The sequence below is a fragment of the Holtiella tumoricola genome (assembly GCF_027857615.1).
GTDB classification, from domain to species: Bacteria; Bacillota; Clostridia; order Lachnospirales; family Cellulosilyticaceae; genus Holtiella; species Holtiella tumoricola.
This window is the reverse complement of record NZ_JAQIFT010000058.1, coordinates 73,128-93,290: the sequence shown is the minus strand read 5'-3', so window position 1 is coordinate 93,290 and position 20,163 is coordinate 73,128. Positions and strand designations below refer to the sequence as shown.

Genomic DNA, 20,163 nt, shown 5'->3' with positions numbered 1-20,163 from the left:
TGCTTTTGTGTTTTGCTTGTTTGTGTACTTATATCTTATCTATTTCATTAACAATCAAGGTATTCTAGGAATACATATCTACTTGATTTTAATGTAAAAAATTAATTTTAAACAAAAAAAGAGCTGGATAAAATCACTAATTAACATTAGCAATCTTATCCAGCATATTGTATTCTATATACCCTCCGATTGAGCAACTTAATGGTATCACAGCATATTTTTGGTGTCAAGCCACCTTCTAGTTTCTTATACTTTAGATTATAAAAACTCTTCGTTTCTCATATTTTGTGCCACTTCTAACAGTGCACACTTATCTTTTATAATAATTTGATGTCCTCTTTTTTCTACCATTTCCTTTTTCTTAAATGTAGCCATAATACGTGATATAGTCACTGTATGTACACTTAAATACTTGGCAATCTCTATATAGTTAAAATGCTTATCTAATCTATCTTCCCCATCTATTTCACGACTTAATTTAAGTAAAAAACGACTTAGCCTTACATGGGTATACTCTTCTTTCTCCTCATGAACATGTCCTATAACTTGATGAAAATTATAAGCAATACTATGAGAAATAATATTGGCAAGCATTGGCTCTTGCTGAATGGCACTATTTAGTTGAGTATAGTAAATCTTATAAATCTTACATGTAGTCTTGGCTAAAAAATAAGATCTAGCATCACTTTTATAATTATAGCTACTTGGCTCTTCTGCTAAATTAAAGTACACCCCTCCCAAAATATCTCCAGCTTGAAAGTAATGATAGACAACTTCCTCTCCTGCTTTTGTATATCTTACAAGACCACATACTCCCTCTTCAAGATAATAAATAGCATTTGCTACTTGATTATTTTTCCCAAGGCTTTCACCTTTTGTAATGACTTCACTAATACCTTGTTCCATGATTACATTGATAAGTTTTTGTCTCATTTGATTCATTTTACCATTATCCCCCTTTTGCCTATAAAATTTTAAATTTTTAACATATGCTATATTTTTTTCTTTATAACACCTAATTCTTAATGTACATTATTTTTTTCATATCAAATCAATGTTATATTCAAGTTAGTTAATTTTTTATCTATCAATGGCGCCATTGGATTTTATTTTATTAGGAGGTCTTATGAAAAGTTCATCATCAAATGTTACAAAAAGCATCAATTCATCTCGTTCTCACTATATACATTGTCTAATAGGTTTTGCTCTTATGTTCATATTTTGGGTAATACCTCCCATTAATTGTATCACACCTTTAGGTATGCGTGTAGTAGGTATTTTGCTCTGTACTCTATACCTTTGGACAACAGTAGATACTATATGGCCTAGCTTTGTAGGTATACTCTTCTTAGGCATTTCAGGCTTTGCTCCAATGAATAGCGTAATTACCACTACTTTTGGTAATCCTCTCGCTATCCTTCTTATGTATGTTATCATTTTAACAGGTGCAATCTCGGAAGAAGGTATCTGTGAATATGTTTCAAGATGGTTTGTTACACGTAAAATCATTAATGGTCGTCCTTGGATGTTCTCTCTTATGCTCCTTTTAGGTGTTTATCTCTTAGCAACACTTACAATGGCAACTGCTACAATCTTTATGTTTTGGCCCATTCTTTATAGCCTTTTCCAAGTTCTTGACCTGAAAAAAGAAGATAAATATACAACATTAATGCTGATCTCCGTTGTAATGGTAGCGACATTATCTTTTGCTTCTACACCATTTAAAAGTATTTTACCTGGATTACTAAATAGCTTTAAAGAAGTAACAGGCTCTAACATTGAATATCTTCCTTATATGTTTGTAGGAACTTGTATCTCTCTTGTAAGCATTCTAGGTATTATCTTACTTATGAAATATGTTTTTAAACCAGATGTAAGTAAGCTCAAAAATATACATACTGATATGTTCAATCAAAATCCTTTACCACCTATGAACACACGTCAAAAAGTTCTTATTGGTTTAGTAGGCATCTTTATTCTTTGGATGCTTGTCCCTTCACTCCTTCCTGAAGGGCCTATTAGAACCTTTTTAAATAGTACACAAAATGCCTCTCCTATTTTATGCATTGCACTAGGCGGGTTCCTAAAAATAGATGGCAGACCACTTATTCCTTTTGCTAAAATCACCTCAAAGTATATGTCATGGCCAGTATTCTTAATGGTTGCGTCTTCTAACTCTATCTTAAATGCACTAACAAGTGAGCAAACAGGTGTTACACCATTTTTACAATCTGCATTAATGCCTATTTTTGAAGGTAAAAGTGTACTTGCCTTTACAGTACTCATTATGGTGATTTGTATTATTATTACAAACCTATGCAATAACATCGTAGTCGGAATGCTCTTTATTCCTATCATTAATATCTTTGCAAGTCAAAATAGCATTTCTCCAATTCCAATGGGTATAATTATGCTCTTTGTTGTATGTCTTGCACTGGTTACACCTGCATCTTCTGCACTAGGAGCTGCCTTACACAGTAATCAGGAATGGTTACAGGTCAAAGATATTTACAAATACACAATTATTATGAGTTTATTAACACTTATTGTAGCTTTTGTAGTTGGTCTACCACTACTTAATCTTATATTCTAATTATACCATTAAAGGAGGTCTTTAATATGTCAACTGAAATTAAACAAATCAAACACATTATTCATACCCAAGCTGAAGCTGAGAAAGCTTTTCTACAAGAATTTGAACAAGGTCATTATACTTTTTCCAATCCTCTTGTTAAATTAAATCCTTATACCATTTGTCCACTTACTGCACTTATTCTATTTAAAACAGAAACACCAGCCAGTGTAGAACTCACAGTAAAAGGTAAAGCATCTGCTGCAGATATTACTCATCATTTCCCAGAAAATACTGTACATCACATCCCTGTTCTTGGATTATATGGTGGATATGCTAACCAAGTTGTTTTAACACTTTCTACAGGTGAAGTACATATTGTTTCTATTGAAACACCTGGTTTACCAGATAACGTTTATGCTCCAACTAAAATGGAAACAACAAGTGAGTATATGCAAGATAACATTATGTTTGTTACTTCTGCAATGCGTTCTGTAGCTGCTGGTTATGACTACAATGGAGATTGCCGTTGGTTTACAACTGAAAATCTTACTTTTGACTTAAAACGTATTAGTAATGGACGTATCCTTATTGGTTCTTACCGTTTCTTAGAAAAGCCTTATAATACTGTAGGTATCTTTGAAATGAGCTTACTCGGTAAAGTTTATGCTGAATACCGTATTCCAGGTGGTTACCACCATGATAAATGGGAAATGGAAGATGGTAATATTCTTATCCTTACTCAAGATTTCACTTCTCATACTGTAGAAGATATGTGTGTTCTTGTTGATCGTCACACTGGAGAAATTCTTAAAACTTGGGATTACAAAAAATTCTTACCACAAGATGTAGCTAAGTCTGGTAGTTGGAGTGACGATGATTGGTTTCACAACAATGCCCTTTGGTATGATAAAAAAACGAATAGCATTACACTCTCTGGTAGACATCAAGATATTCTTGTAAATATCGATTACGAGACTAGTGAAATTAACTGGATGCTTGGTGATCCTGAAGGTTGGCCACAAGAAATGGTAGATAAGTACTTCTTCAAACCTGTTGGCGAAGGAGATTTTGATTGGCATTATGAACCACATGCATGTGTGATTACAGCTGAAGGCGACGTTATGGTATTTGACAATGGTCACTTCCGCTCTAAAAATCCAGAACACTACTTAAAAGGTGATGATAACTTCTCTCGTGGTGTACGCTACGCGATTAACACAGAAGATATGACCATTCGTCAAGTATGGCAATTTGGTAAAGAAAGAGGTAAAGACTTCTTCTCTCCATATATTTCAAATGTTGAATACTATGCAGATGGTCATTATCTTGTACACTCTGGTGGTATGGCACAAGAAGATGGTGTGACAGTTGAAGGTATAGGCAGTCGTGCTGCTCTTAACAATCCAAATATCAAACTTTCTTCTATTACAGTAGAAGTATTAAACGATAATGTAGTCTTTGAAATGCACTTACCTGCAAACTACTATCGTGCAGAAAAAATGCCTCTTTATGATGCAAGAGATCTCTTTACATTAGGTGAAGGTAAAATTCTCGGTACACTAGGTGTAACAGCTGAATTTGATACACCTATTGATGGCACTAGCCAAGCTACTGACCTAGCAAGTGAAAAATTTAACGCACGTTTCGAAGAAGAGTGTGACCGTTACGTATTCCACGCTGCTTTTGAAAAAGGCCAACTTGTTATGCTCGTACTTGAAGGGGATAACAATGAAGTTCATCGCTACTATATCTCAACTGCAGCAGGTGCTCCAAATGCCGCAATGTGCGTAGGCGTATTCCAAACAACTGATGAACGTATCGTACGTATGAACTTAAGTAAAGAAGGATTAAAAGGTTCTTTCGCTGCTAAACTTATTGTTGATATGGAAACTTATGATTTAGATACAACACTTACTTTCTAATCACTGTAAAAAATAAAATGTAGCCCTACACTTTTTACTTGAGGCGCTACATTTTATTTTTTTATCTTTTTATTTTATATTTTTCTTCATTTTCTACTTTAACTTAGTTAAATCTACTAATTAGCTTTTTTCATTTTTGCTTTATTTACTTGTATAACTTGTCTATTTTTGCTTTTTTATTTTAGATATTTTAACAACAAAATAGCTCTTTTCCTAGAAATTCACTTTTTTCATTTAGAGATAAAATCAATTAAAATCACTCCTATTTCACCTTGAAACCTCTTTTTGTTTTTGTGAATAATGTCAATTGTATTTACACTTTACTCAGGTGTATAACTTTACTATAGTCACTACATTACAACAAAATCTAATATAAAAGTTTAGATGAAATCACCATCCTAGGCACATGGTCTTATCTAAACCACTAAGAAGAAGTTTGAAAAGTTTTAGTCTCCCCCTTCTAAGGACATTTAAACTTATTCTTAGGCACTAAATGGGTTGACCGTGGCAGTCTTCTCATTTAGTTACATATCTATTGACACTTTTCTTAAAGCCATGTTCAATGCTATAACACACTTCATCTAAAGGTATGATTCAGATCTCTTTGCTTACGGTTAGTTACCCAGACAACCTGCAGTGATAACTATAATAATAGCTCTTTCACCAACGGAACCTCTGTTATACACACCAACACAAATAGTTCATACTCTCACCTTTATATGAATGATTCTATCGTACTGAACCCGTGCTTTACTCTTTAGTCAATAAATCATATTGCCACAAACACAACGAGCCAACCGAAGTCAGCCCATTTTAAGGGGGAGGCTAATTTCGGTTGGCTTGTTGTGTTTATACGATAATCTTCACTTCATCTCCATCTGCACTTTGTACATCTACAAGATGAAGTCCTTTATAACCCTTTAATGATTTTTTTATTACTTTACAACATTGCAAAATAGATTTCTTTTGCTCCTTAGATAATTGCTCCTTCACAGCAAACCTCATAGCAGCTCTTACACCTACTCCGCTTAAGCAAAGTGGAACAGGAATAAAGAATCTACGTCCCTCTGTCTTAATAATGATTCGCATAGTTTCACCTACTCAATAACAATTCTAACTGTATCTCCATCTGCTGAATCTACACTTACAATCTCACCCATTACTTCACTATCTAAGCAAGCAACAACAGTTTCTACAAGTTCTTCTACATTAACACCTTGTAATTTCCCCTTCGTTATAGGAAGTGTCCCTGAAACTTTTAGAATTTCTTTAATCACTTTAACTGGTAATTGTACATTAACTTTATCCCCATCAGCACTAAATACTTTGATTCTTAAAAATTTATCTTCATACTTTTTGGTACTTACTGCTGGTACATTAGAACTATTAAAAGCTTCCATTAATTCCTTTGCCTTATCTGCTGAAATCTTACCTTCTTCTACCATTTTTAATATACGTAATACTTCTTCATTCATTATATATTCCTCCCAAATCCCTATTTTTTTAATTCCTTAATTGCATCATCTGCTGAAATCTCACCTTTTTCTAAAGCATCTAAAATATCACTGTTTGCTTTAGACTGCTTCCCTTCTTTAGGTGTAAATCCTAAACTTATAATCACTTCATCTAACTTCGCTCTTACTGTGGGGTAAGAAATCCCTAGTTCCTTCTCTACCTCTTTAATACTTCCTCTACATCTAATAAAAGTCTCAATGAAATAAAGTTGCTCTACTGATAAATAATCAAACCTTGAAAGCTTAAAATTATTCTCGATACTAGTATCACAATGTTGGCATTTCAAACGTTGTGCTATGAGTTGATGTGAACATACAGGACACTGGCTAATTATATTGTGCATTCATTCACCTCTTTCTAAATTCATTATATTCAGAACTACTCATTTTGTAAAGTGATATTTTAATTTTTTTATATTTAAAATTAAAAATATTAATATCATACGTATCTATACTTCATTTTATCAATTTTAATATTAATTTATTTAATTTCTCTTTTACAAATCCATCTGTCCATTTATTTAATATTTCATTTTATAAATATCTATATCAATTTATTTAATATGTCATTTTATATTTTTATGATTTCATATAAAAGACACACCTATTGGTAACTTCTTAAGCCCTACTAAGGTGTGTCCTATATTGTATTATTTAAAACAGTTATATATATGTGACTTTGAAACACGTATTTTATCTGGTAAGTTACTATGACATTCTCCCCTTACATATTTGCATTTTAAAGCATAGGGACACCCTTCTATATGTTTATGTGAATCAGGTTTAATGCTATCTGTCTTTGCTACTCCTTTTTCATCACTATTCTCTGCTATTTTGCTTTTTTCAATCAGTTCTTGTGTATAAGGATGCTTAGGTGAATGTAACACTTCTCTTACACTACCTGATTCAACAATTTTCCCTGCATACATAATAGACACTGTATCACATACTTCATTAATTACATCAAAATATTTGGTAATAATCATAAATGCCATATTCTCGTTGCAACGTAAATCTTGAATCATTTGCAGCACTTGTGTCTGCATGCTTCCACCAAGATTTATTGTTGGCTCATCTGCTATAATAAGCTTTGGATTACACGCAATTGCCATTGCCATAATCACCCTTTGCAATAACTCTCCGCTTAATTCAAAAGGATACTGATTATATCTATCCTCAGCTGGCGATACGCTCATATTTTTTAACAATTCAATGGTTCTTGCTTTTGCATCTCTCTTTGTCATTTTAAGATGGATACGTAGAACTTCACTGAGCTGATTACCTATTGTAATCAGTGGATTAAGTGTGGTAATAGGCTCTTGAAAAATCATTCCTATTTCCTTACTTCTTAAGTTTTCTAGTTCTTTTTTATTCATACTTAATATATCTTTTTCTCCATTGAAGATAATATTTCCATCATAAATTAATTTTTCTTCATCATATAACCTGAGAATAGATTTAGCTGTCATTGTCTTACCACAACCACTTTCACCTAGAATCCCATGAATTTCTCCTGATTTAATTTCTAAATTAATATCACGCACGGCATGTACTATGCCACCTGTAGACATTAATCTAACCTTTAAATGTTGAATCGATATAATATTAGGCACATCCTTCACCTACCTTTCTTCCAAATTAAAAAAGCCGATGAGTCAAAAGACTTCATCGGCTTTTTAGTTTTTCATCTTAAAGCAAAATAGATAGATTGTCAAGAATATTTACTTAAATTTTACATCTTAGTTAGATTATTCTGTTTTTAATATTATTCTCTTTTTCACTTTGGCTTTATATGTTTTTGTTATCAAACTTTAATCCTTTCGCCATCCACATAAAATTTAGAGCTTCACATATTGAACGTTGTGCCCCGTATAAGGAATAAACTTCTCAAGGATATCTCTTGTACTGATTTTTAGGCTAGAAGTATTTATACATGGGTGGCATCCTATATACGCTCCTTCTAGTACTTCTTCATCTATTAGAAGATTGAAGCATTTATCTGTATAAAAAACCTCTAGAATAGATTTTCACTATCTATTCTAGAGGTTCTATTTTTAAATCCTTGGAAATTTTATTTAGCTTTAATATATAAAGTTTGAATACTGTAAGGTGCAATGAGACTACTTACACAGTTTCCTTCTACTGTAAGCTCTTCCCCTACTTGTCTTTCTAAGAAATCAACTGGGTAGGCTGTCTCAATTTCTCTTGCAAATTGGCATGCAACAGTTGTCTCTAAGCCATTTACTTCATGGTAGCGTACAATCCATGCTTGATCTAAGCCCTCTGCCTTCTTAATAGTATCAACGATAATCCCTTCTCCTTCTACTTTAAGGAATGACATGGTTTGTGGCAAACTTCCTTCTTGATTTGGTTTACAACCAATGACATCCACTTGGTGGTTAAGGAGTGCGGCTTCTTGTCTAGCTTCTTCAACTCTACCTACACCTATTACAAAGTCAAAGCTATGTGTACCATTTTCAGGATGTGTATCTGGATGATGACTGCTTCTAAGAAGTGAAAGCGCTAAACTATTTTGAAGTCCTCTATAGCCATATTTAGATTCACTTGTTAAATAAAGTCCATAGTTAGACTGACAATGTGCCCATCCAAAGCTACTTGCTGGTACATCTTCTACAAGTGGCAAGCGAGTCACTTCGCCCATTGGCACGTCATAGATAAATTCTCCTGTATGTTGTTTTAAGTGCGCTTGGAAATTAAGTTGTGGTGTATAGGTAGTATCGCCTATTTCATTCCACATAGTCTCTACATGATATTCCACTGAATGTTTGCCTTTGTAAAGGGTTGCTGTCACCTTAAGTGTAGAATGAGCAAGTTTCATTGTATAGCTTAGACTCTCAGCGGTTGCCCCCTTATGTTTCTTAATATCAATACATTCTCTTTTTACATCATCTATGGCTACATAGCGCCCAACAATCCACGCATTGGCTTCTTTACCATCTTCTTTAATATAGTGGAAGCCTGCACCTTTTCCCTCTTCTAGCATTTCTTCTTCTCTTACTTTATCAAAGAGTGAAGTCATATCTAGTGTTGTAGGATCAAAAGTTGCTCTTACATAATCATTTTCTAATGTATAATCCATATAAGTGTTCACACGAGAATCTTTTGCAAAGGCTGATGAATGACTCATGTCTTCTTTTTGTGTCACTAAAATGGTCTCATAACCATAGCTTGGAAGTGCCACTTCTACTAAAAGTCTAGTATACCAATGGCCCCAATATTGATTATATCCATCTTCTTGCTTTTCGAAGTTAAGTGCTTCTCCTTTTGAGTTGTATACTGCTAACTGATTCAAGTCTTCTTTGTAGTCCCATATCATCACTTCTACATAACGCATAGCTGTATAAGCTGTATGATTGAATAAAGTATAAAGTCTTGTTGCACCGCCATATCTGGCATTTTGTGAAAGGCCTAAGTTAAAGGATACGCCTTCTTTACCAATCATACGTCTTGTATGTACACCAACTCCAGCACCTTCTGCTGTTTCTACTTCATGGCTCAACTTACTTGTAATCTCTGTTGTATCAATTTGTCTAACTAGATTTTCTAACTCCAGTTTTCTTATGGTATTTGCTCCAGCCATAATGTCTTGGAATTTGCCTAATGCATATTCTCTTGTAAAGTTGATACCACATCCTGGTAAGATATCGTGGAATTGGTTAAAGAGTGTTTTTTGCCAAGCATCTTCAAAACCTTTATTAGAGTACGGTCTGCCTAATAAAGCATGTGTCATACTATTGATATATTCTGAATCTACAAGTACATTTTCACTATAGCGGTTTGCCATTTTTATACGTGAAGAAGATGTAAAACATCCTGTAAGTGTAAAGTTTAATTCATGATCCACAACAGGTAATGTGTCTTTTGCATGTTCCACAGCTTTAAAATAATTATGATAGGTACTGAATTTTAAAGTTGGATAAATTGGCCAAGTATTCATATCTTGAAGTTTTTCAATATCTCTTCTTGTTGGTCCGCCCCCATGGTCACCTACACCATAAACATACAGACCATCTTTAACCCCAAATGGATTACAGATTTCTGGAATATGACTAAAAGAATTGCCTGTAATAGAATTCGCATACCAAATAGGTTCCCTATAAGCTAAAAGACTTGCGCCTGACGGAGATTGCCATTTGTATAAACTATGACCTTCTAAACCTCTACAGTGATAATAGTATTTAACCCCACCATTTGCTAAAATTTCTGGAATATGGGCTGAATGTCCAAAGCAATCTGGCTCAAAATCTAATTGTAATGTATCTACATCTATATCAAAAAGTTTGGATAAGTAGTTTTTAGTATAAAGAATATGTCTTGCAAAGCTTTCCCCACTAGACATATTACGATCATTTTCAACCCATGTAGAAGCAGCTAGTTCCCATCTGCCCTCATGTACATATTGCTTGATTTCTTCAATCATCTCTGGACAATAGTTCTCAATGATTTGATAAGTAGATGCCTGTGATTGAGAATAGGTAAAATCTTTATATTCACCTAAGAGATTCAGCATGGTTCTAAAAGTATCAATGGTTACTGACACAGTCTCATGCCATCCCCACATCCAGTTCATATCAATATGAGCATGTGCCACACAGTGTACCGTATAAGCCTTCATTTTCTCACTTAAACTCATCATTTCTTGCTCAAATTCTAATACTTGCTCTTTTGTAATATAACCTTGTGTCTTTTTAAGGTTTAGGACTTTCTCACTAACATTTTCAATAAGAGCATGATCTGTGCCCTCTTGTGCTAATGAACATGCCATGGCAAAACGTATTTGTTGTAAAATACGGTCTTCCCAATAACTTGTACGTCCATCTAGAGCTGGGTTATTCACCTCAACCATTTGATTCCAATAATGCCCGGTATAATCTTCTCTGTACTTCATCAGTTCATTATATGCTTTCATATCTTGATCATCCTTTTTAGTAGAGTGATTTTGCTATACCTCAATTATACCGAATTCTATCTCCTATCAACATGTCCTATCTTATCCTTTTCATGTACTTTTTTACCTATCTTTAATCCTACTAAATAGATTAAATATCTCTTCTTTTTTCTATATACAATAAAATAAAAACTAGTCCTAACACAATATTTACAAGGCCCACAGCTTTGGCTTCATATTCCATTGTTATTAAAGCCCCCAACCATCCTCCTATTACGAACATAAGGGTAATCCCTAAATAGATCATTCCATTTTCTAATGCATCCGATTCTTTAGTTATAGAATAATGTGAAAAGCGCTCTGCCACGTTTTTTAAGTTACCTGTAAACATCACTGTTGAATAAGAGTTGCCATTGACCTTACGAAAGCCTTGTACTTGTAAGGCACATACAAAAGAAACCATAATATTAGCAATGACATTAAGTTTCCCCTCTGGAATAAACATAACGATAAATAACACTACTATCTCAATACCTAGTAAAAAGTGTAACCAGTCAAAGTACTTCCCTTCCTTCATTTTGTACTCTATAATTTTGGCAAGCCAAATTCCCCCTACAAAAGATGAAATAGGTAAGATATAATAAAGTATTTTTTCCAAATTACCTTGAGCAATATTATATCCTAACAAAACTAAATTGCCTGTCTGTGTATTGGCAAAAACTTTGCCCCTTGCTAAATAAGAATAAATATCTAAATAACCGCCTACAAGTGCAAGGAGCATGGCAATACTAAAAGACTCTGCCAGTTTATCTTGCTTTAAAAGTTGCTTCATTGTTTTATCCTCTATCCTTATTTTCTTTAAAAATAGAGTTGTCCACTCTGCTTACTTTTATTCCAAAAAGAATCCACTGTTTATCGTTTTAAACAGTGGATTCCTCTTATAACTTTTCCTATTCAACTATGGTTTCAATGAGTACTTTAACAATACCACCACATACCATATTAATATTACCTTTTGCCTTACTTATCATATTACAGTCCATATATTCTGTAGTATCTGTTCCTACTAATTCTTTTGCTCTTTCTATAACAAGGTTCTCTACATTGCCACCACCAACAGTTCCAACAACTGTACCATCTTTTTTCAGTACTAAAGTAGACCCTATGCCTCTAGGCGCACTTCCTTTTTTCTCTACAATCCTTGCTATAACTGCTACTTCATCCCTCAACATAGCTTGAGTCACATCATTCCCTACATAGCCTTCACTATTTAATGTGTTTTTCACCTGTACAAGCTCTGCTGCCACACTTACTGCAATCTCTGCCGGTGTGATTGCACTACATGGAAGGCCTATTGGTGTATGTACTTGTTTAAGTAAAGCTTCATCATAACCGACTTCTTTCATATGTTCCATAACTACTTTAATCTTAACTTTGCTTCCCATCATACCCACATATGCAAAGTCTCTATCAAGTACTGCTTTTAAACAATCTGTATCATGTGCATGCCCTCTTGCAACAATGGTAAAATAGCAGGCTTCAGGATGTTCAATCTCACCAATCGCCTCTACAAAAGGCTTACATATAACTGTTGCATTTGGAAATCGTTCTGCGTTGGCAAAGCTTTCTCTATCATCAATCACAACCACTTCAAAGTCTAGCATGTGCCCCATCTTGGCTATATAGTAGCCTACATGACCTCCACCACAAATAACAAGGACTGGTTTAAATCTTTCCATTTCTTGTGCAAGTTCCCTTAACGCTTCTCTATTCATTTTTACATGCTCCTCTCATAACGGCTTCTAATACGCCGCCACCTATAGATCTACTTTTATCAGATATACTAAAGCAATGCTCTCTTACGCATCTTGGGTCAATATCCCCACATTTAAAGCCTTTGGGCACCATCATGTTGTCTATTAACATCCCTCTTACTATCCCACTTAACTCTGCTAAAATAGGTGTATCATCTACATAGGCTACAATATCTCCTTTTTGTACCTGATCACCTATATGTGCAACAGGTTTAAATACCCCCTCTTTAGTTGAACGAATAATACGTTCTGTAGTATAGCCACCTATATCACCTGGAACACCTGTGTTAGGTATAGCACTTCCTTCTACAATAACACGTCCTAGATAATGTCCACGTTTTGTTTCTACTACATAATCACAGTCTTGTCCTGCTGTAAAGCCTGGTCCAACACCTATTACAATGGGTGCATCTTCTTTTTTTGTTCCTATATTACGCTTGGCTATAATGGCATCTACTACTGCATCTGGTTTAAGTGACTTGATAATTTCTGCTTCAGGATCAATAACTACTGGTATTTGCTTATGCTTTAAGGTGTTTTCTACCTCTTGTAGATTGTTACAAAGTACTGCTGTTACACCCTCTACACAGATACTTCCTGTATAAACTACGCTTGCAAAAGCTACGGTATGTCGTACAACTGTAGGCTTTGCAATCTCTGTCATCACAACATCAAATCCAGCTACACTTAATCTATAGCCAATGCCTGTGGCTAAGTCCCCTGCACCTTTTATAATGACTAACATCATCATCCTCCTCAATTCCTATTGAACTTGTTTCCAATATCCTTGGTTAATTGCTGCAAGTACAATTGTGTCTTTATAGTTTTCTTTTAAACACTGTGAAAAGCATTCTAATACTTTTGCTTCTATTAAATCAATCTGATTGATAAGGATAGTTTGTGCTTTCTCATCTATGCCTTTTTGCAATCCTACTTTACTTGTTATAAGGGTTATAATATCCATCTCACTGATGAGATGAGATGCCTGTACTTCTAATAGTGCCATTGCTCTTTCTTTTCTAAAACAGCAGGATTCAAGAGGTACATTTAAGGCTTTCATACCTACTACAATAACCACCTTCTGGGTAGATTTAGGGATAACAGGTTCATGCTCACCTGGTACTTTGATAGGTAGATGCTTGGAGCCATCTCCTTCAACTAATACATATTCAGCCAACTGCTCCATCATCTCAATTTGTTCATCTGATACACTTGTAATTTTTCCTTCTTCATGACTTTGCCCTATAACAATGAGTGTGTTTTGCATTAAAGCTTCTCTTATTTGCTCCTTAGCTGGATTGATTAGGACAATTTTTGCTTGCTCTTTAGTCGGATAATACATCTTGGTCGTCGTTGTAACAATAACACTTTTATTTTGTGCCTGTAATTCCTTAGCTACTTGAAAAATAGACGAAGTCTTGCCTCCTCCTCCAACAAAAGTGGTTACCCCTGGATTAATCTCTAGACACTCTATAAGTTTTTTCATTTGCGTTCCTTCTTTTATAGTTTCCTATATTTAACAAATTCTACTTCTATTATAACTTACTTTACAATAATAGTGAACTAAAAAGCCCTTGCTAGAGACATTAACTTATATCTCTAGCAAGGGCTTTAAAATACCTTTATATTAATACTTTACTTCTACTAATGAAAGCGCTTTAGGTTTAGCTATAGGATAGCCTGCAGCCTTTTCTTCTTTATCCATTACTTCTTGTGTTTGTTTTGCTGTTACTGTACCTCTACCAGCTTCAATAAGTGTTCCGATAAGCATTCTTTGCATATGAAGTAGAAAATCATCTGCTGTTATTTTAATCTGAATCATATCTTCTGATTTAATAATTTCAATGCTATGAACTGTTTTTGTTGTTGATTTACCATTTGGTTTTAAACTAGTGAAGCTTTGGAAATTATGTGTCCCTTCAAAAACAGCAGCAACTTTTTGCATGTTTTCAAGATCAAAGTCCTCATCCATATGATGCACATATTTTCTTGTAAAGACATTTCTAGTCTTTCCACAATTAATAGTGTACATATAAGTTTTAGCTTTTGCATTATAACGGGCATGGAAACGCTCATGCACTTCTTCTATACTTTTTACCACAATATCTTCTGGTAAAAACTCATATAAATAATCTAACATAAGCTCAGGGCTTAATGTACATTCTGTTTTAAAATTTGCTACATAGTTTTCTGCGTGAACCCCAACATCTGTGTGACCGCACCCAATAAGCTCTACTTTTTCCTCTGCCATCTTCTCAAGCACAGCTTCTATTTTAGCTTGTACTGTAAGATCTGTGTCTTTTTGAGTTTGAAAACCTTTATAACGACTTCCATCATATTGAATAACCATTTTAAAATTTCTCATTAAATTTACCTATATACTTTCTTTTGAATGTAGCCTTTATTATAACGTTGATTTTATGATTTAGATAGTCCCTTTTATTGGCTCTCCTTATAAATACAGTGAAGTGATGTTTCTTAATGTATTGCATTAACCCTTTAATAACTATAATAGATACTACAACAGCTACTACCATTGCCACTAATAATATGGTAAGCTCTGCACTTGTAAAGACAACTCCAAACTTAAGTACTTTAAGCAAGCTTGCTCCAAACATGACCGGAATAGCTAAGAAGAAAGTAAATTTAAACATTAATTATCAACGCTCTCTCATTCTAAATCATTGTTTATTAGACTTGCTTCCTTATTTACTTGTAATACTCTAGGTCATTATCTGTATATAAATGAGATGAATACTTTTATATTGGAGGAATATGCTATGGATTTACCTTTTCTTCCTGAAGAAGCACAAGTAACCTTTGATTTTTCTTCTATTAAGCGTAAATGGCTCAATGTCCCTTATGCAAATAAGTCCCCTGCCCAAAAACTTGATATTTTCTTACCTAATGGAAATGGCGACCATTATCCTGTCATTATTATTATTCATGGAGGTGGCTTTCGTTTTGGTGATAAACAAGGTATTGAATTAAAAATGGCTTTAGAACCTGGTCTTAAGCGTGGTTATGCCATAGTCTCTATTAATTATCGTTTGAGTACAGAGGCTACTTTTCCTGCTGCTCCTCAAGATGTTAATGCCGCCATCCGATTTATACGTAAAAATGCTTCTCTATATCACTTAAATCCTGACAAAATTGGGCTATGGGGTTCTTCCTCTGGTGGTAATTTAGCTGCTTTAGCAGGTACAACAGGATATACCCCTGTTTTTGTAGATTCAAGCTTGGGGGCACCTAGAGTTCCTTGGAATGTTCAGGCTGTAGTTGATTTCTTTGGACCTATTAACTTCTTAACTATGGATCCTCAATTTGTTATTAATGGGATTGCAGGTCAAGTTCATGATGCTCCTGACTCTTTTGAATCCTTATATTTAGGTGCGCAAATCACTAAAGTTCCTGGCAAAGTTAAACAAAGTAATCCAGAGACCTACTTAAACCGCAAAGCCCCTCCTTTTCTTATTGAACATGGTACAAAAGATAAAAATATTCCCTATCAACAATCTGTCGTCTTCTCTCAGCAATTAATGTATAACATCCCAGATACATTTATTAATCTCCGCCTTATAGATGGTGCTGGTCACGGTGGATCTCAATTTCAAACGCCTGATAATATTGACTTAGTCTTTGATTTTTTTGATCTTTATTTGACTTAATATATAATTATCCTTTTATAACATAAAAAGCTCTCAAGCTGTAGTACATTACAGTTTGAGAGCTTTTGTATTTTAGATCTATTCTATATTGCAAATTGGCTATTATAAAGTTCAGCATAGAAACCTTTTTGCTCTAAAAGGCTTTCATGGTTGCCCTGTTCAATAATCTCGCCCTCTTTCATCACTAAAATCACATCTGCATTTTGAATAGTAGAAAGTCGATGAGCTACAATAAAGGTTGTTCTACCTTTCATCAATTTGTTGAAGGCACTTTGAATTTGAATTTCTGTTCTTGTATCAATAGATGAGGTAGCCTCATCTAAAATCAGCATAGGTGGTTTGCAAAGCATTACTCTTGTAATACATAAAAGCTGCTTTTGCCCTTGTGAAAGCATGCCGCCATCTTCACCAATAACCGTATCATACCCCTTAGGCAGACGTTTGATAAAGGAATGGGCATGAGAAGCTTTCGCTGCTTGAATGATTTCCTCTTCCGTGGCATCTGGCTTACCCATGATAATATTTTCTTTGATGGTTCCTTTTTTGAGCCAAGTTTCTTGAAGCACCATACCATAATTAGATCGTAGACTTTTTCTTGTCATCTGACGTATATCTGTTTCTTCTACACAAATTGCACCTTGATCTACATCATAAAAACGCATGAGTAAGTTGATAATCGTTGTTTTACCACAGCCTGTAGGTCCTACAATGGCTACCTTTTGTCCTGGCTTGATGGCAATATTAAAGTTTTCAATAAGTTTTTTCTCTGGTACATAAGAAAAACTTACATCCTTACAAGTCACTTCTCCTTGCACATTTTCTAATACAATAGCATTTGCTGGTTCTTCTACTTGTGGCTCTTCTTCAATAAGTTCAAAGATACGCCCTGCACAAGCAATGGCATTTTGAAGTTCTGTTACAACGCCTGAAATTTCATTAAATGGCTTTGTGTATTGATTAGCATAACTTAAGAAACAAGATAATGCTCCCACTGTCATTTTTCCTGTAATAACTGCAAATGCGCCTGTAAGTGCTACGCCAGCATAAACAATACTATTTACAAAACGTGTACAAGGATTAGTTAAAGATGAGAAGAAAATAGCACGCAAAGAGTATTGAGCAAGTCTATCTCCAATTTCATCAAACTGCTTCATGGCTTCTTCTTCGTGGCCATAGGCTTTAACAACTTTTTGATTGCCTATCATCTCATCGATGAAAGCGGTTTGTTCACCACGTGCTTCAGATTGTAATTTGAACATACTGTACGTTTTCTTCGCAATAAAACTTGCTACAAAAAGAGATAGTGGCGTTACAAGTACAACGACAAAAGTAATTCCTACATTAATCCTAAGCATAAAGATGAGTGTCCCTACAATGGTCATTACCCCTGTAAAGAGTTGTGTAAATCCGAGGAGTAATCCATCTGCAAATTGGTCTACATCTGTAATGACACGGCTTACAATCTCACCTTGTGAGCGTCCATCTAAATATTTAAGTGGAAGAATCTCTATTTTATCAAAAGCTTCTTCACGAATATCACGTACTACTTGATAGGTCACTTTATTATTAATCGTATTCATCATCCACTGGGCAAGAGCTGTTACACCTACTATGATTACAACGTTAACCAAGTGTCCTAAAATGCCTTCAAACTCTACACCACCATATACAATACCATCTATGGCCTTACCTATTAAAATAGGTACATAAAGGGTTAAAATAACAATCACAACAGCAAGTAGAATGGAAAGCGCCATCAGTCTAGTATATCTTTTAATATACTGCATGACTTTCTTAAGGATAGCTTGTTGGCCTTTTTTATCTTGTTTCATCCTTATGCCTCCTCTCTTTTAAATTGAGAATAATAAATCTCATTATACACTTCACAGTTTACTAAAAGTTCAGTATGTGTCCCCTTACCAACCATCTTGCCATCATCTAATACAATGATTTGATCAGCATATTGAATGGAAGATGCTCTTTGAGAAACTATAAAGACTGTGGGACTACCCTCTAATTCTTTAATTGCTTTACGGAGTTTAGCATCTGTTGCAAAGTCTAATGCAGAGGTACTATCATCTAAAATTAAGATTTCAGGTTTCTTCACTAGCGCGCGTGCAATACTCATGCGCTGTCTTTGCCCACCTGATAAGTTCTTCCCTGCTTGGTCAATTTGCCCTTTCAAGCCGCCCTTACTTGCAACCACATCACTTCCTTGTGCAATCTCAATGGCTGCTTCTAACTCTTCATGAGTCGCATCTTTTTTACCCCATTTAATATTACTTTCAATATCTCCTTTAAAAAGGACTGCCTTTTGCATCACAATCCCTATCTTATCTCTTAAAATGTCTGAAGCATAAGCTTTAACATTCTTTCCGTTGATGAGGACCTCACCGGATGTAGCATCATAAAATCTAGGAATCATATGTATAAGAGATGTTTTACCTGAACCCGTTCCACCTATAATACCTATTGTTTGGCCTCTTTGTACACTAAAGTCTATTCCTGTTAAAGAAGCCTCCCCTGCACCTTCATAAGTTAAAGATACATTTTTAAATTCAACAACAGGTGCCTTAGTAGCTTGGCCAAAGATTCTTTCTAAGCCTTCTTCCATACTGGATTGTATGTCAAATACTTCTGAAATACGATTGCCACAAGCTACAGATTTATTAATGGTAATGATCAAACTTGCAAGCTTAATCAGCTCCACTAAAATTTGAGACATATAGTTATAAAGAGCAACCACTTCCCCTTGGCTCAGTACACCATGATCCACTTGGATAGCGCCTGTCCATATCAATAGGACAATAGCCACATTAATAATGACATAGGTAAAAGGATTCATTAAAGCAGAAATTCTTCCTGCTTTTTGTTGTATCTTAGTTAATCCTTCATTTTTGATTGCAAAAGCTTCTACTTCCTCTTCTTCTTTACAAAAAGCACGAATAACACGCACACCTGCTAGATTCTCTCTTGTACTACCAAGTACACCATCTAACTTTTGTTGAACTGACTTAAGCATTGGGATATTTAATAACATAATCCCAAAAACTACAAAAGATAAAAGAATAATCGCACCTACAAACAACATGGCTGACTTTACATCAATAGTAAATGCCATAATCATTGCGCCAAATACAACAAACGGTGAACGTAAAAATAGGCGTAACACCATGTTTACACCATTTTGTGCTTGATTGACATCACTTGTCATACGGGTAATCATTGTTGAAGTTCCTATTGTATCTACTTCAGTAAAGGATAACCCTAATAAATGCTCAAAAAGTGAATGTCTTAACTTGGTTCCAAACCCTACAGCAGCTTTAGCTGAAAAGTACTGGGCTGTTACAGAGCAAATAAGACCAATGAGTGCTAATAATACTAAAACGGCAACCATTTTAGTAATGTATCCCTGATCACTAAGCCCTATCCCTTGGTCAATAATGGCAGCAACTACTAATGGCACAAATAATTCAAAAGAAGCTTCTAACATTTTAAATAAAGGTGCTAGTACACATTCTTTTTTATAATCTTTTAGATAGACTAATAATTTTTTCAACCTTTTCATCTCTCCTCTTCTCTACTATACCCCACTGTATTTTTCATATTAATGGTAACATTTTTAGTTTCATTTTTAAACTTATATTTAATTAAAATCTATTTAACATGCTTAAAAACAATTTTTAATTAAGTATAAATAAAAACGTCGTAGGTTATTGGTATCCAATAACTTACGACGTACGGTTTCAGAAACTGTTGGT

Annotated in this window: 16 protein-coding genes and 1 pseudogene; 3 read left to right on the top strand and 14 right to left on the bottom strand. The window is 34.5% G+C overall.

What is annotated here, in order from left to right; genetic code table 11:
* Window positions 1-258 precede the first annotated feature (258 nt).
* On the bottom strand, window positions 259-942 hold the full coding sequence (locus PBV87_RS16190) for a Crp/Fnr family transcriptional regulator (RefSeq protein WP_271012953.1): 684 nt from the start codon (window positions 940-942) through the stop codon (window positions 259-261).
* A gap of 184 nt (window positions 943-1,126) precedes the next feature.
* Here PBV87_RS16190 and PBV87_RS16185 point away from each other — a divergent pair, with 184 nt between their 5' ends.
* Window positions 1,127-2,593, top strand: a complete 1,467-nt coding sequence (locus PBV87_RS16185; RefSeq protein WP_271012952.1) for an SLC13 family permease — start codon at window positions 1,127-1,129, stop codon at window positions 2,591-2,593.
* 26 nt (window positions 2,594-2,619) lie between these two features.
* Entirely contained in the window at window positions 2,620-4,497 is a 1,878-nt protein-coding gene (locus tag PBV87_RS16180) for an aryl-sulfate sulfotransferase (protein WP_271012951.1), read from the top strand.
* A gap of 849 nt (window positions 4,498-5,346) precedes the next feature.
* Here PBV87_RS16180 and PBV87_RS16175 read toward each other — a convergent pair.
* From PBV87_RS16175 to PBV87_RS16120, 11 genes and pseudogenes are all read right to left on the bottom strand, one after another.
* Complete coding sequence (locus PBV87_RS16175; RefSeq protein WP_053985875.1) at window positions 5,347-5,586, bottom strand: hypothetical protein; 240 nt, start codon at window positions 5,584-5,586, stop codon at window positions 5,347-5,349.
* Between the two features lie 8 nt (window positions 5,587-5,594).
* The gene (locus PBV87_RS16170; RefSeq protein WP_053985876.1) at window positions 5,595-5,972 is read right to left on the bottom strand and encodes an SHOCT-like domain-containing protein; all 378 of its coding nucleotides are present in this window, start codon (window positions 5,970-5,972) and stop codon (window positions 5,595-5,597) included.
* Between the two features lie 20 nt (window positions 5,973-5,992).
* On the bottom strand, window positions 5,993-6,355 hold the full coding sequence (locus tag PBV87_RS16165) for a DUF2089 domain-containing protein (RefSeq protein ID WP_271012950.1): 363 nt from the start codon (window positions 6,353-6,355) through the stop codon (window positions 5,993-5,995).
* Between the two features lie 306 nt (window positions 6,356-6,661).
* Window positions 6,662-7,624 (bottom strand): ABC transporter ATP-binding protein, encoded by a 963-nt coding sequence (locus tag PBV87_RS16160; RefSeq protein WP_271012949.1) that lies wholly within the window; start codon window positions 7,622-7,624, stop codon window positions 6,662-6,664.
* A 458-nt stretch (window positions 7,625-8,082) separates the two neighbouring features.
* Window positions 8,083-10,941 (bottom strand): glycoside hydrolase family 38 N-terminal domain-containing protein, encoded by a 2,859-nt coding sequence (locus tag PBV87_RS16150; protein WP_271012948.1) that lies wholly within the window; start codon window positions 10,939-10,941, stop codon window positions 8,083-8,085.
* A 130-nt stretch (window positions 10,942-11,071) separates the two neighbouring features.
* Entirely contained in the window at window positions 11,072-11,752 is a 681-nt protein-coding gene (locus PBV87_RS16145; RefSeq protein ID WP_271012947.1) for a YoaK family protein, read from the bottom strand.
* Between the two features lie 118 nt (window positions 11,753-11,870).
* On the bottom strand, window positions 11,871-12,695 hold the full coding sequence (locus tag PBV87_RS16140; protein WP_271012946.1) for an XdhC family protein: 825 nt from the start codon (window positions 12,693-12,695) through the stop codon (window positions 11,871-11,873).
* Entirely contained in the window at window positions 12,688-13,479 is a 792-nt protein-coding gene (gene yqeB / locus PBV87_RS16135) for a selenium-dependent molybdenum cofactor biosynthesis protein YqeB (RefSeq protein WP_198524949.1), read from the bottom strand. The genes PBV87_RS16140 and yqeB overlap by 8 nt, the downstream gene beginning before the upstream one ends.
* Before the next feature lie 18 nt (window positions 13,480-13,497).
* Entirely contained in the window at window positions 13,498-14,220 is a 723-nt protein-coding gene (gene yqeC / locus PBV87_RS16130; protein WP_271012945.1) for a selenium cofactor biosynthesis protein YqeC, read from the bottom strand.
* Between the two features lie 141 nt (window positions 14,221-14,361).
* Window positions 14,362-15,099 carry a tRNA pseudouridine(38-40) synthase TruA gene (gene truA, locus PBV87_RS16125; RefSeq protein WP_082238873.1) on the bottom strand — a complete coding sequence of 246 codons (738 nt, stop codon included), beginning with the start codon at window positions 15,097-15,099 and terminating at the stop codon, window positions 14,362-14,364.
* A pseudogene (locus tag PBV87_RS16120) lies at window positions 15,086-15,382 on the bottom strand (undecaprenyl-diphosphate phosphatase); the annotation flags it as partial. The gene truA and the pseudogene PBV87_RS16120, both read right to left, overlap by 14 nt.
* A 132-nt stretch (window positions 15,383-15,514) precedes the next feature.
* Between PBV87_RS16120 and PBV87_RS16115 the strand changes: the two are divergent.
* Window positions 15,515-16,402 carry an alpha/beta hydrolase gene (locus PBV87_RS16115; RefSeq protein WP_271012944.1) on the top strand — a complete coding sequence of 296 codons (888 nt, stop codon included), beginning with the start codon at window positions 15,515-15,517 and terminating at the stop codon, window positions 16,400-16,402.
* An 83-nt stretch (window positions 16,403-16,485) separates the two neighbouring features.
* Here the strand turns inward: PBV87_RS16115 and PBV87_RS16110 are convergent, their stop codons facing one another.
* A complete protein-coding gene (locus tag PBV87_RS16110; protein WP_271012943.1) occupies window positions 16,486-18,234 on the bottom strand; it encodes an ABC transporter ATP-binding protein in 1,749 nt (582 codons plus the stop codon).
* 2 nt (window positions 18,235-18,236) lie between these two features.
* The gene (locus tag PBV87_RS16105; protein ID WP_271012942.1) at window positions 18,237-19,961 is read right to left on the bottom strand and encodes an ABC transporter ATP-binding protein; all 1,725 of its coding nucleotides are present in this window, start codon (window positions 19,959-19,961) and stop codon (window positions 18,237-18,239) included.
* Window positions 19,962-20,163: the final 202 nt, after the last annotated feature.